Annotated in this window: 7 protein-coding genes and 1 tRNA gene; 2 read left to right on the top strand and 6 right to left on the bottom strand. The window is 41.2% G+C overall.

Features of this window, described 5'->3' with window-relative positions:
• Nucleotides 1-110: 110 nt before the first annotated feature.
• The 4 genes from LCH52_02225 to LCH52_02210 form a co-directional block, all read right to left on the bottom strand.
• Nucleotides 111-3,932: a hypothetical protein gene (locus LCH52_02225; protein ID MCA0387292.1), complete on the bottom strand. Its 3,822-nt coding sequence runs from the start codon at nt 3,930-3,932 to the stop codon at nt 111-113.
• A 5-nt stretch (nt 3,933-3,937) separates the two neighbouring features.
• The gene (locus LCH52_02220; GenBank protein MCA0387291.1) at nt 3,938-5,818 is read right to left on the bottom strand and encodes a site-specific DNA-methyltransferase; all 1,881 of its coding nucleotides are present in this window, start codon (nt 5,816-5,818) and stop codon (nt 3,938-3,940) included.
• Between the two features lie 437 nt (nt 5,819-6,255).
• Nucleotides 6,256-6,327, bottom strand: a tRNA-Lys gene (locus LCH52_02215).
• A 354-nt stretch (nt 6,328-6,681) separates the two neighbouring features.
• Entirely contained in the window at nt 6,682-8,772 is a 2,091-nt protein-coding gene (locus tag LCH52_02210) for a T9SS type A sorting domain-containing protein (GenBank protein MCA0387290.1), read from the bottom strand.
• A 328-nt stretch (nt 8,773-9,100) separates the two neighbouring features.
• Between LCH52_02210 and mgtE the strand changes: the two genes are divergently transcribed.
• Nucleotides 9,101-10,480, top strand: coding sequence for a magnesium transporter (gene mgtE, locus LCH52_02205; protein MCA0387289.1), 1,380 nt, complete (start codon nt 9,101-9,103; stop codon nt 10,478-10,480).
• A 76-nt stretch (nt 10,481-10,556) separates the two neighbouring features.
• On the opposite strand, the gene LCH52_02200 is transcribed toward mgtE, so the two are convergent.
• Nucleotides 10,557-11,435, bottom strand: coding sequence for a hypothetical protein (locus LCH52_02200; protein ID MCA0387288.1), 879 nt, complete (start codon nt 11,433-11,435; stop codon nt 10,557-10,559).
• A 154-nt stretch (nt 11,436-11,589) separates the two neighbouring features.
• Nucleotides 11,590-12,069 carry a hypothetical protein gene (locus tag LCH52_02195; GenBank protein MCA0387287.1) on the bottom strand — a complete coding sequence of 160 codons (480 nt, stop codon included), beginning with the start codon at nt 12,067-12,069 and terminating at the stop codon, nt 11,590-11,592.
• 272 nt (nt 12,070-12,341) lie between these two features.
• Between LCH52_02195 and LCH52_02190 the strand changes: the two genes are divergently transcribed.
• Nucleotides 12,342-14,690 carry an ammonia-forming cytochrome c nitrite reductase subunit c552 gene (locus LCH52_02190; protein MCA0387286.1) on the top strand — a complete coding sequence of 783 codons (2,349 nt, stop codon included), beginning with the start codon at nt 12,342-12,344 and terminating at the stop codon, nt 14,688-14,690.
• Nucleotides 14,691-14,816 lie beyond the last annotated feature (126 nt).

Below are 14,816 nucleotides of genomic sequence, written 5' to 3'. Positions count from 1 at the left end.
AGTCAATTTTGACAAGGCAAAACACTTAGTTGAATGTTTCCCAACACAGAGATCAACAATACTCGCAATCGCATCCAGTTGGAACTGATGGGAACTGTCAAATTTTAGTTTCATAAACCTAGAAACCTCTCCTCTTCATCCAATTTTTCCCTTTTAATATAATTGTGGATAGTTTCAATTTGTTTCAGCGCAAAATCTTTTACTTGTGGAATTGAATGTCCCAATAATTGTTCATACATTTTTATCTCATTTTCGTAGTACCCTATAGGAGAACCAACGAACCCAAAGGAACCCATATTTGAGCTCATAATAGTCAGAAAGTCACTATTATCACCAAATTCATGAATCATTTTTTTTGCAAAAGGGTGCCAAGTCTTGTTCTCAGAATCATAAATTGGCATTAGATAGGCAATTATTAAAAGCCCCTTGTCTATATTTTGTTTACACCATCCAATTATTGTATCATAATATAGGGGATTAGAAAATAGCACACCTTCACGATATGTTCCAGGGAAACTATGATTTGAGCCAATCATGTTATGTATATTGTACATCATAACATCCGATGAAAGTAATACCTCAGACAATTTAATCCAAAATGCTTTAAAATTAAGTTCAATCAATTGATCTGTTAACTCACTAAGTTGATACTCATCCTCAACTGATTGAGTAGATTTCAGGTAACTAAGTAAACAATCAGCAATCCGATTAAAAAGTCCATCATCTGGGAATTTATTCAACAATTTTTTTGAAATCTCTGTGAGGTCATATAAATCCAAAAATTCAGGTTTATTATCAAGTTTGAAGTAATCAAATTGGAAGAATAATTCCCTACAATACTCCCATTCTTCACCACCTCCTCTTTTCCCATGGACCAACCTGGAAGCTAAGATATCAATAATAGACCAATAACCTTGATCTCCGAAGAACTTGAGTTTGTCACAAATAAATCTTGAAGCATCGAAACTTTCATTGTAAGCAAAATATCCCATTCTAAGATCAGATACTATCTCCGGCTTAATATCTCTTCTCACAATCAACTCCCAAATCATATCTAGTTCATTGACAGACAGCAAATGGTAATTTACGAATCTAATGAATATCTGTTCAAAGCCTTTGATCTCTCCGAGCCTTAAGATTAAATTAAGTTTTTCCTCTTTGGGTGAACTTTTCAAAATACCTTGTAACACTGCCCAATTTCGGTCTTCTGCTTCTATTTTCACCAATTCTTCTACTGATAAATCCCACAGATATTTATTATACTCCCTCTGATCAAGGCGACTCAAATATTCTGCCACAAACACCTCGGTATATCTCTGTTGCCCTCGAAGCATCAAGTCAAGGATATCAACAATCCTAACTCCATCATCATAAAATTGATGTGCAATTTCCCGAACTATCTCTTCAGTCTGTTCAATTTCCTTACCATTCTGATCTCTCCCGTGTGGAAAAGTTGCATCTCTGACTTGGCGCATGAATATTTCTTTTTTAGTTCTGGGCTTCTTAGATTCAAGAAAAGTGCTGATTCCTATTTTTATTGTTTCAGGAGTCCGATCTGAAGTCATTTTTCGGATCAGTGAGTTAAAAAAACTTGAAGGAATAAAAATTTCATTAGATTCCAACCAATTGACAAAATCAATTACTAACTCAATCTTCCCGTAAGAAATAATTTGAAGTGACTTAAAATAAAATTGTTTCTCGATGAGTGTTCTCAAATCTAAATGAGTTGCCCAAATTTTTTTCAGGATTCTTATTATTTCTTCCCAGTAAGAAGTAATTTCCGAATCCTTTGGTTTGTAATCTTTTAGGACTTTCGTACTCTGGAATTCGGCACCGATTATCCGTGATACTCCCCGGATTTCAAAAGCGGCCATAACTGCTTCAATTAGAAATTCATTCTGTCCAACGAAGGGTTGAGTTATTGCAAAGTGCAATATTTCAAGTCTCGCATTTAGGTCTGCTTCGGTACCACCTAAGCGGGGTCTGAATAGTTGCTTAAAGATCCCACGAGCATTATTAATCCAACCTTCGTTTCCAACTTGAGCAAATCGATACAGAATCTTGGCTGCTCGATTAAATGTCTCCTTACGAAAACACAATTTTTGAAGACTCCAGACTATATACTGTCTTCCCTCGGTGACATCCCTGAGATCAGAAATAGGTGTACTAAAATAAAGTTTTTCAAGGGTTCTTATTGAAGCTTCCGGATTCACTTCTGTTAAAGAGCTAAAAAGCCTTGAACCTAACTCCGTATTGAGTACCTCTGTTTTTCCAAGAAGGCCAAGCTCCCCAATAATTACCTCAAGCTGTGATTGAACTTCAGGACTAGCATCAAGGTATCTGAGCCGATTGACAAGGAAAACACCTAACCCATGTTTTGTTACATCTTCAAAAAACTTTTCAATCTCATCATTTGGCAGCACTCTCCACCAGTCCAATGCTAATTTAATTGCAAGTGGTGTAGGACTTACTGTTAAGTATCGACCTCTTGAGATCAAGATTTTTTGTTTTACAAAATAGAGGCATACTTCCTTGAAAGTTCTTTTATCAATTTTACAAATATTTTCAATGATGAAATTGATTTGAGTGTCTAATACAGTTTGTGATATTGGATTGGTAACGAGAATATCATAAGAAGGGAAATACTCAAAAATTGATAAAACTTTAATAATTGATGTGTATAATCTAATATCCCGGTTTTTGGGAGGCGAATTACCGTAGAGAATTTTATCTATTTTATCGTCATCTATTATTTTCGTAACTTGTTGTGCCCCTTCTCCTTTTCTAATTTTATGGAGGCGGATTGCCATTGCAGGATAATTATCAGTCAACCTATGAACACTTTCAACTTCAATATCCAAAATTTGATTACCATACAAATTACGAATGAGTTTGGGTAGAATGTCCTCATTCTCTTTTGCGAGATATAATATCAGATTTACTCCACCCGAATGATTGTAATAATCTTCGAATTCATGAACGCTACTTGAAATTGTAAGGAGGCTACACTGTGAATCAAATCTTTCAACCTCTGCTTGGAGTTTTTCATGAAGCTCTTTCGAACAATTATCAATTATAAAAATGGTTCTTGTTTGAGAAACAACTCTATGGACAAAACCCACAAATCCTGGTGCGGCATTGCTTGCATCGTAGTAGATAGCATTTTTCGCAAATTCACCTTCATTCTTGAAAACTTCATATACTAATCGTGTCTTCCCCACGCCCGAGTGTCCAACTAATCTGATTGATTTCCTCACGATAGATAATTCTTGTAAAATAACAGATTTGAAATTCATAACCCAGTCATTTGAAACGAATTCTGGAGTAGTCAAATTTTTATATTTCCCAAGTTGTTCAATAGTCATCAAACCTTCGGGAAGTGGTGATTTAAGGTACTCTTTAATCCTTAAAACTACATACAAATAATCATTAACCCAGTCTTTTATTTGATTTCCCTCCAGTAGCCGGACCTGGTAAACACTGTAGTTCTTTTGGAACTTGCTATTGATTTCTTCAATCGTCCTATGCGCAGCTTCGATCCTTTTTTTTAGTTGAGCTGCAGTATAAGCTTTGCTGATAAAAAGTACATACTCCCCTCCCTCATCAAGTGCTTCCTCAATTGAAGGTTGAATTCTTAAACTGTCTTTAGTGAAGAATTCTTTAAAGATTTTTTTTGGCTGGAGATCATATGTTTTCATCTGATAAATGGTGAAGTTATTCCTGATCCAAGGAGAACCATTTGTAGAATCACACACTATTCTGCCATCTTCCCCTTCATCAGCGACATTGATATTTAAGGGGACAAGAATGTTAGCGGAACTTTGAAAGTTATATTTTTCAGATTCAAATTTTAATAACCTCAATAAAACTTCTGAGAATTGCGAAGGTGTCAGCTCTCCCAACTCGTTAATCGTCACTTCAATGAAAGACATCTCCATCACACTGTTTGAAATTTTTGAACTCCGTTCTCCTTCATCAAGAGGACGGCATTTGATTTTAACTGGTCGTTATCGCGGAAGCCTTCATCGAGGCAGATGAACCTGACAGGTTTTAGTTGTGCTATAGCTTTTAGGAGCTCGTGAGTCAGGTTTCGCTCAAGGCAGATGAGCAGGGCGTTATCCATAACGCTGTAAACTATCTTGTCGGTTATCGTGAGTTTTGATATCTCTGTTGTCAATTCAAACCCTGCCTTTAAAAGGAGTTCGTAGAGTATGGCTTCCTGTTCAGCAGCGGGGGAGATGTGATCCACATTTTTGAATAACTGCTCCGTGAGTGCATCAACATTCTTTTCAACATTTGCATCCCATGTGGCAAAATTCGATCTTCGGAGTTTGAAAACTTTGAATCCAAGGTCTTGAGCTTTTTTCTCTCCTTCAAACATGTCAGGCTCCTGCTTTTCCTTTTCGGCCTCAATTTTCTTTATTACTCTTCTGATTCTTTCCTTTCCGATGTCTGCAATTGTTTTGTAGCCGGCTTTGTAGGCTTCACTTGCTTCATCCGTTGGTTCGGGGATCTGGACACAAATGAATTTTCGGTTCCCACCGTCTTCCTTATTCAGATTAAGAACAGCATGGGCAGTTGTAGCAGAACCAGCAAAAAAATCGATAATGATATCCTCATTTGAGGCTACCTGCTCGATCAACTCAGTTAACAGTGTAAGAGGCTTTGAATAGTTAAAGAAATTAGCTTCGAGGAGATCTCTTATTAGGCGAGTACCCTCCGAATTCATGCCAACATCTTCGAGTAGAGTAGATTTTGGATTAACCTCAGCTTTCAATTCAGATTTAAATCGTTTTGCCATTGGCCTCCGATTAGAATCCTTCGGGAAATAGACTCTTTTTTCTCGTATTAGCACCTCCATACTACTTGGAATATAAGCCCAAACTCGGTTAGGATTAGGAGAATATACAAGATTTGTTTCAGGGTCAATTAGATCGTAAAATTGGTTGGGTCTCTGATCCTTTGTCATTCCAACAGTAAGATCTCCAAGTGTCCAAGGGCCTCTGGGGTCATTATCGGGATTTTTATAAAAACTATAGTCTTTTGAATTCCCTTTAAAAGTTGTCAGAAAACCTTTTTGAAAACATATTACATATTCGTGATCACTAGAAACTCGCATCTCTGCCAACGCTGAGGACGCTCTTCTTTTCCAGATGAAAGTCCCTACAAAATTTTCCTCACCAAAAATCTCATTGCACAAAGCTCTTAGATTGTGCACCTCATTATCATCAATGGAGATAAAAATAACCCCATCTTCCCTGAGAAGGTTTTTGGCAAGAAACAATCTCGGATACATCATATTCAACCAGTTGCTGTGGAATCTGCCATCGGATTCAACATTCGTGGAGAGTTTTTTCCCTTCGGAATCGACCTGACCTGTTAGTTCAAGATAATTCTTCAGGTTATCCTTAAAATCGTCGATGTAAACAAAATCGTTTCCGGTGTTGTAGGGGGGGTCGATGTAGATCATCTTCACTTTACCAAAGTATGACTTCTGGAGGAGTTTTAATACTTCAAGATTGTCTCCTTCGATAAAGAGGTTTTCTGTGGTATCAAAATTTATGCTTTCCTCTCTTGAGGGTACCAATGTACCTGTTGAAGGTTGTTGGATCAACTTAAAACACTCAGATTTACCTGCCCAGTTCAACACAAATCTCTCTTTCCCGACATCAACATTTTCTCCGAGTGTGAGCCTCAACCTTTCCCAGTCAATTTTATTTCCTTCTGTGAACGCCTCCGGGAAAAGCTGCTTTAACTGTGAGATTTGTTCCTCTTTAATATTCATTGAGTCTAATGGGAATTTTTCGATTTGATTCATATTTGGTCTTTTTTTGCTCGATTGAGATATCTTAAAACGGGTTGTGGTCCAACTAATGTTGTGACGGAAGGGAAAACGCCGGCTAATGACCGGAGACTAAACTTTGAAATTGTACTAATCGGGAATATTCGCTCATTCGGATGATTTAAATCCACCTTGGCATCCATAAGAGACGGTACAAGCTTTTGCATATCGTCTGATGCAGTGCGTCTCGTTAATTCCAGAGCGAAATATTTAGCTTGGTGAGGGGTTAATTCCATACCTTGAAAATTTTTATAAATGGTGTTTCAAGTTATTAAAATTACTGTTAAAAAGAAAATAGCGAGTATTTTATCGTATCTTTGAGGGGTATCGATAGTAAAGGCGGGCAGTTGGCTAACAAAAGGAAGTTTTAAAAACAAAAAAGCCCTCAGATTTCTCTGAAGGCTTTTTTTTCGTGAGCACGGGTGGGCTCGAACCACCGACCCTCTGCTTAAAAGGCAGATGCTCTACCCCTGAGCTACGTGCCCAACAAACAATAAAAACTTTTTCGGTCTGAACCACCGGGCCTCTGCTTAAAAGGCAGAAACTCCGTTCCCGAACTTCATCCCGACTACAATTTCAAAACATTTTCAAAATTAGCTTACAAATATAAGCACATGAAAAATAAATTCAAAATGTTTTTTTAGCGTCCGTCGTTATTTAAAGAGGTCTATTTGAAAAAACAGTGGCAAAAGATTGAAGTGTTCAATTTGAAAGGGGGAAAAGATAGAATTCGAGAAGCATCATAGCCGGAAATTTGGACGATATAATGCGATTTTAGAAGAAATCTCCCCTCTACTCCTGTGAACACAAACCATTAACAAACAGGAATCTTTTCAATGCTATCGAATAACAACCATCTTCTTCACTATGCTCACATTTCCCGATGCCATCCTGTAAAAATAGACCCCGCTTGGCAGGTTATCCGCCTTGAAGGTGACCCGGTGATTGCCTGCTTCTTGTATGCCTTCAACAAGTGTGGCGATTTTTTGTCCGAGAGTGTTATATACAATTATTGTTACTTCACCGGTGACAGGTAGTGTGTAAGAGATAACGGTTTCCGGATTAAATGGATTTGGGTAGTTCTGCCCTAGCTCAAATGAGACCGGCTTGGATGTTACAATATCGTCAACAGAAACCACACCTCCACCGTCAGTGGTTTTCAGAATGGAGCCGTAAGACCCCGCAATCCATGCTGTCTGTCGATTGATCATATCTACTGTATAAAATGCGTAAGTCGTTCCACAATTCTGTTTTCCCCAGGTGTCACCCCCGTCTGTGGTGAAAAAGAGGGTTCCATTTGCACCGACTGCCCGACCAGACATCTCATCCGCGAAATCGATCGATTCGAGCAAAAGTCCAAGTTCCAAATGCTGACGAACCCATGAGATACCCCCATTTGTAGTTTTCAGAATCGTACCATTCCAACCACATGCCCAACCTGTTGATTCATTTACGAAGCAAAAAGAGTACATTGTCGTGGTTGCGACATAGATGCCCTGCCAGTTTTCTCCCCCGTTGGTTGTCTTGTAGATCACTCCGCCATCTGCAATGCACCAACCTGTCTGACTGTTTATAAATCTAATCTCCATTATTGAACTTGTAGTATCGTTGAATTGGGGGATCCAGGTTTGTCCTCCGTCAGTGGTTTTCCTTATCTTTCCAGAGTGACCGGCAACCCACCCCGTCTGAGAATCAACAAAACTCAATGAATGTAAAGGGTATTCAGTAGTATTCTCCTGTACTGACCAGTTTACACCCCCATCCGTGGTCCTAAGAATATTCCAGACATAACCCTCTCCTCCGACAGCCCATCCATTCATGTTATCCACGAACTGCACCGCCCGCAAATGTTGAGTTGTACCACTGTTTTGGACCTCCCAGGTTGATCCGCTGTTGGATGTGTGGATTATAGTCCCACCCAGACCCGCCATCCAGCCGTTAAGGGAATCCGTAAAACATGACGAGTAAAGTGTGGCTAAAGTAACCCGTGGTTTGGAGCTCCATGTTGCTCCTCCATCGGAGGTAAGAAACAACTGACCATACTGTCCGACTACACATCCTGTTGATGAATTTGCGAAATGCATCCCGCTCAGGAACCAGGTGCCCCCTGTTATTGACTCATTCCATGTATTACCGCCGTCGGTGGTTCTTGACACATTGAACTTGTCGCTTAGAGCCCAGCCGTGCAGGGAATCGATGAATTGGAGCGCCATAAAATAGCGGGTCGAACCCGTGGTTATCCTGGTCCAGGAGGTTCCACCATTCGTGGTTTTCATAATCGTTCCGGCACCACCTCCGCACGCCCATCCGTTTTGTGCATCGAAGAACTGTATGGAATAGAAAGTCTCCAGTGTCCCTGTGTTTTGTGTTTGCCAGGAATTACCACCGTCAGTTGTTTTAAGGATATAACCTGACTGTCCGGCTGCCCAACCTGTGTTCTGATCGATAAAGAAAATTGATTCCAGCCTGATCTCAGGTTGATTACGGAAAGTGCTCCACGAGGTTCCGCCATCAGTCGTCTTCATGATTACACCTCCCCACCCAGTTGCCCACCCCGTCATTTCGTTAATGAAGAAAACATCAATCAGGTCTTTATTCACAATTGCATCCGAAACTTCCCAGTAACTGCCGCCATCGGTGGTTTTAAGGAAGGTCCCATGGTCGCCAACCGCAAAACTGATCTGTGAGTTTAATGTAAACAAGCCATGCAAATAATAACCTGTATTCGCCTCCATCCTGTGCCAATTCTCGCCGCCATTGGTGGTCTTTATTATTGTGCCATCAGCACCAACCGCCAACGCGGTCTCCGGATTAGTGTATTTTACATCGAAAAGCCAGTTGCCCTGAGGAAGCGGATTTTGCCAGAACCATTGGGCATTAAGAATGGATGAGAAGGTGAGAATAAATAGAAGTGAAGTCTGTGCTTTCATTTTTTACCTGCATATGAAAAGTGATGTTCAAAAGTCATTTTGTGCCGGATAAATCCTTATACCGAAATAAAATTCGGAAGTCCGTTAATTCTATTGAAAAAAATCAATTATTGAAGTATCGGAAATTTTTTATTAAAATCCTAATGATAATTAGCAGGTATTATACTAAGTGTAAATGCAAAAATAACTTCAAATTGACTTTTTAGTAGCCCCGAAATTCCTTAATTTTAGAGTCTGTTTTTGACAAAATTTGATATCAGTAATACCAGTGTAATCACCAACAGCAGCCAACTAATTCCCGTCTTCTCAAAAAAACGCAGGAGAAGCTATGATTGGAAAAATACTCCAGCCCGAGATCAGCGAGTTAATCCGTAAAAGGAATCTCTCGCCGATTAAAGAACTTATAGATGAATGGACTCCTGCAGACCTGGCTGACCTCATTTCCTGCCTTCCCGATACCGATTGTGCCGTTTTTTTCAGAGTACTCCCCAAAGATGTGGAGATAGAAACTTTCGAATACCTCGAGATTGAAGATCAGATGAATCTTCTGAAAGCGATGGGGAATGAAGAGGTTTCGAACATCCTGAATGAAATGTCGCCTGATGATCGTACCGCACTTTTCGAAGAACTTCCGGCAAGCATAACAAAACAGCTGATGTCCCTCCTCTCAACGGAGGAAAGGGCTGTCGCAAAGCAGTTGCTTGGTTACCCCGAGAACTCAATTGGCCGTCTGATGACCCCCGATTACATCGCAGTTGAGGAAGACTGGTCGATAAAGGAAGTGCTGGACTACATCCGCGAAAACGGTGAGGATTCTGAAACTCTGAACACGATATATGTCGTGAACGAAAGAGGGCAGCTTGTGGATGACATCAGAATCAGGGAATTTCTGTTGAATCCACTTCATAAAAAAGTGTATGATCTGATGGATAACAACTTTGTCTGCCTCAGCGCATCGGAAGATCAGGAGCAGGCGGTTGAGGTTTTCAAGAAATATGACAAACTCTCAATTCCCGTCGTTGATTCACAAGGTGTGCTGATTGGTATCATTACTGTGGATGATGTGTTGGATGTTGCGGAAGAGGAGGCAACCGAGGATATCCAGAAACTGGGTGCCGTCTCTGCTTTGGAGGATTCTTATGTGGATACTACAATTCCGCAAATGATAAAAAAACGGGTCGGCTGGCTTGCAGTACTTTTTGTCAGCGGAAGTCTTACCGCGTCCGCGATAGGAATTTTTGAAGAGGAGCTCGCGAAGGCACTGGTACTTTCCCTCTTTATTCCGCTGGTGATTGCCTCGGGGGGTAATTCCGGTTCGCAGGCGGCAACCCTCGTCACCCGTGCCCTCTCACTTGGTGAAATATCGATAGGCGACTGGTGGGGAGTGATGAAAAAAGAGTTTATCACCGGACTGTTTCTGGGACTGATACTGGCAGGCATCGGATTTTTCAGAATCGCAATACTCGAAGTTCTTAACCTGAGCCATCTCGATTACTGGTTTTTAATCTCATTGAGTGTATCCAGTGCCCTGATCGGGGTTGTTCTTTGGGGTACATTCGTGGGTGCAATGTTGCCGCTGTTGCTTAAAAGGCTGGGGTTTGATCCGGCGACTTCGTCAGCTCCCTTCGTTTCCACACTCGTGGATGTGACCGGAATAATCATCTACTTCACCTGTGCCGCCCTTTTCCTCAGGGGTACACTTCTTTAAATGGGTGCAAGTCCCGAAATAAAAAAGGCAGACCACATTTTTTGCAGCCCGCCTTTTCCATTCAAATAAAATTTCCTTATTGTGTCAGCTCGCCCGTTACGGGATCGAGGAGGAATTTGGTGCCACCGACATTCATCTGAATTTTATCACCGCCGAGCGTAATGTTTATTTCGCGGTTGATAACCTTCTCCCTGTAAACTTCACCTTTCAGAAATGTAACTGTCGCCGTGTAGGTACCGGTGATGGTTCCGCTGATTGCACGGTGCCAGTTCAATGTTCTTAATCTTGGACCCTTAACATTGGTAAAGTTCAATGTGAGGTTGTTGTTGAGTGTGCGGACGGCATTTCCTCTGATAATGGTATCCGAGACGGCTCTTCTTAGAGGGGAAGCGGGGAGTGTATTAACCGTAACAATGGAAGTGTTGGCGTTTGTTGTGGTCCATCCTGCCGAGAGTGTGAGAAGTTTGCGGGAAACACCCGGCCTCACCAGTTCTCCGGTTCCGCTTACAATTTCCTGATTGACAGTGTAGGCAGTATCAGGTGTACCGTTCAGATCGACAATATAGTGTTTTTGAAAAACGCCGTTTTTGTCCAGAAATCTGTGTTTATACACGCGAACATAGTTTGCATGATAGAGCCCGGAAGGGTCGCCTTTTGTGCGGGTTACGGTTACCGTCCACCAGCCTGTAAGTGAGTCATAGACTTTTTCAACATTTACTGAGCCATTCCGGAAACCAAAAAGCGAGTTGACAACCTCGTTTTGCAGTCCCTCTTTTGTAGCACTTGCCATCATGTCAGACATTTGTTCGAGCGCTCCACCGTCGTTAATTGCCAGTGAGGCTGCTATTGATGCTGCGGCGTCCTGCGTTGCTGCGGCTTCCACCTGCACTTCAGTTGGATTCTCACCTTTCTTACATCCTGAAATCGTCAGGAACAGGGGAATAACCAGAAGCATGGGGGAAAAGTGCTTTTAATCTGTTTTGCATAGAAAGAGTCTCCGTTTCATATTGCATGAAAATTATTAAATAATGGTTGTTATGTCTGTTAGATAATACCTGAATAAAAATGGTTTAAATTCACCCGGGTTTTTACCCTTAAACAACCCGGATTCAATCCTGCAAAAAGAAGAGCACCCCTTCACCGTTCTCACCGTTTGCAATGGTGCAATAAAATGTCTCATTCATTACAGTTTCATATTTATCGGGAGTGATGTAGCGGGCATTTACTTCCACCGAGTTATCCTCGAATACGCGACACTTCACATAATTGGTGACATATCCATATTTTCTGTGGGAAATGAGAACCGCTTTGCTGAATGCGAGATACCCTTTGGGGTTTTTGATTGAACCCGCGGGGAAGTATTCGAATTCGTCGATGCCCATTCCCCCGGTTACATCGGGAGATTTCTCTTCGGTGGAATCGATCACCAGCCGGCACTTTGCATAGTGGAAGACAACCCTTACCTGAGCCCCCTTGTCGAGAGTGGAGAGAAGTTCACCAAAGTTTTTGATTTGTGTGGTTTCCTGAGCGAGGATTTTCGAAGCATAAACCATGAAAAAAAAGAGTGATATCCGTAGTGTATGTGTCATGGAAAATTCCTGTTTTTTAATATCATAATATACATAAGGTAAATCTTGCAAAGATGTTCCTCATAACAAAATAACCTGTGTTACAACTTACATTCTCAAATCAGATAAAAATTTCCAATTATTGAAAAAAATTTTCTTCATTATTAGAATTTTTCCCGGGTTGTAAAAAAATTATACACCAAAACAAGCCATTACAGCGGATATGCTTAATAATTCAACATTGGCACGAGAATTGCTTAATTACACCAGCACTTTAATTTATAGAGGCAAAAATGCTAAAAAAACTACTTTTCATTCTGGTAGCTGTATCATTTACCGCAGCAGTGTACGCGCAAGTACCCAGAGCAAAAATCTTTTCCGAGCCAATGTCAGAAGCCAGGTTGACGACATTAGGTTTGAGCACCAACTCCGTTTCTTCCGGAGCCAAAGTTACCGCTAATGGTACTTATTTCTATTTCTCACCAAGAAATATCGCAAATACATTACCGATCACGGCGTTCACTTTTACATTGACAACTAAACCCGCTGGTTCCACAGCTACAATCGAAAATCTTCTGCCGACAATGGTTGGTTTGAAGCCCGATGTAGTTGGTAACTATGTAGTTAATCTTTCAGTCACCACCACAGGCGGCACACATGACACCACAATGACATTTGTAGCCGGTAATTATGTTGGTGTTGGTGGATTTGACGGTATTGCCGGTACATTCCCAAAATGTATGACCTGCCACACTTCAAACCCGACCTTCAGCGGCATTTTCAACAGATGGAAAGACTCGAAACACGGTCTTGCTTTAAAGAGAGAAATGACCGGTACAAACTCACATTTTGGACCAACATGTTTGAAATGCCATACAACCGGAACAGATCATAATCTCGCATCAGTAAATGGTGGATTTGATGATTTGGCTGCTGCAAACGGATATGTCTATTCAGGACCTCCAAATCCATTGAAATGGGATACCCTTAGAGCAGTTAATGGTGGTGTACTTGTTAATACAGCCAATGTTGGTTGCGAAATGTGCCACGGTGCAGGCAGCCAGCACGCTGCAGCTCCAAGCACAGCAAACATTGCCATCAACTATGAAGCAGGCGCTTGCATGAGATGCCATGATTCACCGCCTTATTACAGAACCTACAACCAGTTTGCTGTAACAAGACACTCTGTAGCAGTTTGGTCAAACTCATTTGCTCAGGCAGCAGCTTCACAGAACAACTCATTGGGTAACTGTATCCGTTGCCACGATGCAAAAGGTTACATCAACTACTCATATGGCAGAACAACCAACACAACCGGTTGGACTGAAGCAAACCAGACAGATCTTGGCTGCTCAATGTGCCACGATCCTCACGGAACAACAAACCCTGCCAGCTTAAGATATACACCTGCTGTTGGTGATACTCTTGGTAACGGTTTCAACTACTCCGCTGTTGTTACAGGCGAAGGCAAACTTTGTATGAACTGCCACAAAGCACGCAGAAACAATGAAACCTATGTTCCTGCAGGTACAGTTAACTCTACCTGGGGTCCTCACCACTCAACACAGACAGACAACCTCCTTGGTCAGAATGCTTCTGTTTATACATCAGCATACCCAACCAGTATTGCTCACAAATCCATTGCCGGTGCTTGCGTTACCTGCCACATGGCAGCCGACACAACCGCAGCCAACAAAGACAAAGTTGGAAGCCACACATGGAGAATGCACAATCCTGATAACGGATATGACAACACCACAGCATGTAAATCATGCCATGGCAACATAAACTCATTTGAAGAAATTATTGCTTCAGTTGATTATGACATGGACGGACAGGTTGAACCATTCCAGGTTGAATTTGACGGTCTCGTAAGAACCCTCAGAATCTGGTTACCACCTGTAGGTCTCGATTCAATTTCCTACACAATGATCAACGCCAACAACAATCTTGCTGAAAGAAAAGCATACTGGAACTACCAGCTTATCGCTTATGATGGCTCAAGAGGCGTTCACAATCCTAAATATGCAATCAGTGTACTTCAGAGATCAATCGCTGCTCTCGGCGGACCTGTTCCTGTAGAACTTACAGACTTCAGTGCTGCTGTTGTTAATAACAATGTAACAGTAAACTGGGCTACCGCAACCGAAACCAACAACAAGGGATTCTCGGTTGAGAGAAAAGCCAAAAACGGCGAATGGGCAACCATCGGATTTGTTAACGGTAAAGGAAACTCGACCGAAATAACAAACTACTCATATACCGATAAAGAAGCTGTAAAACTGAACTCATCAAAAGTCAGCTACAGACTGAAACAGGTTGACCTCGACGGAACAACCACCTATACCAAAGAGATCGAAGTTGAGATTACTCTGCCTAATACTTTAAGTCTTGGTCAGAACTATCCTAACCCGTTCAACCCTTCAACAAAGATAACTTTCGAAATTCCTGAAAACGGAATGGTCACCCTGAAAGTTTACAATGTTTCCGGTGTTGAAGTTGCTACTCTTGTAAACAGACAAATGAACCTCGGAAGATATGACATCGCTTTTGATGCAACAAGTCTTTCATCAGGCGTTTATTTCTATCGCTTACAGTTCGGCAACCAGGTTATCACCCGCAAAATGGTGGTAATGAAATAATTATGAGTTTTGACTTATGAGTTATGAATTGAATTTTCATAATTGAGTCAACTGTCATAAAAACAATTGTAAAGCTGCTCTCTGATAAGGGGGCAGCTTTTTTTTTAATCCAATAATCCAATAATG

The sequence above is a fragment of the Bacteroidota bacterium genome (genome assembly GCA_020161395.1).
In the GTDB taxonomy this organism is placed as follows: Bacteria; Bacteroidota; Ignavibacteria; order Ignavibacteriales; family Ignavibacteriaceae; genus UTCHB3.
This window is presented reverse-complemented; position numbering and strand designations above follow the sequence as displayed.

What these genes read in the sequence shown, in the direction of transcription:
- LCH52_02225 (MCA0387292.1), bottom strand. Translation starts at nt 3,932, where the DNA reads ATGTCTTTCATTGAAGTGACGATTAACGAGTTGGGAGAGCTGACACCT.
- LCH52_02220 (MCA0387291.1), bottom strand. Translation starts at nt 5,818, where the DNA reads ATGAATCAAATCGAAAAATTCCCATTAGACTCAATGAATATTAAAGAG.
- LCH52_02210 (MCA0387290.1), bottom strand. Translation starts at nt 8,772, where the DNA reads ATGAAAGCACAGACTTCACTTCTATTTATTCTCACCTTCTCATCCATT.
- mgtE (MCA0387289.1), top strand. Translation starts at nt 9,101, where the DNA reads ATGATTGGAAAAATACTCCAGCCCGAGATCAGCGAGTTAATCCGTAAA.
- LCH52_02200 (MCA0387288.1), bottom strand. Translation starts at nt 11,435, where the DNA reads ATGCTTCTGGTTATTCCCCTGTTCCTGACGATTTCAGGATGTAAGAAA.
- LCH52_02195 (MCA0387287.1), bottom strand. Translation starts at nt 12,069, where the DNA reads ATGACACATACACTACGGATATCACTCTTTTTTTTCATGGTTTATGCT.
- LCH52_02190 (MCA0387286.1), top strand. Translation starts at nt 12,342, where the DNA reads ATGCTAAAAAAACTACTTTTCATTCTGGTAGCTGTATCATTTACCGCA.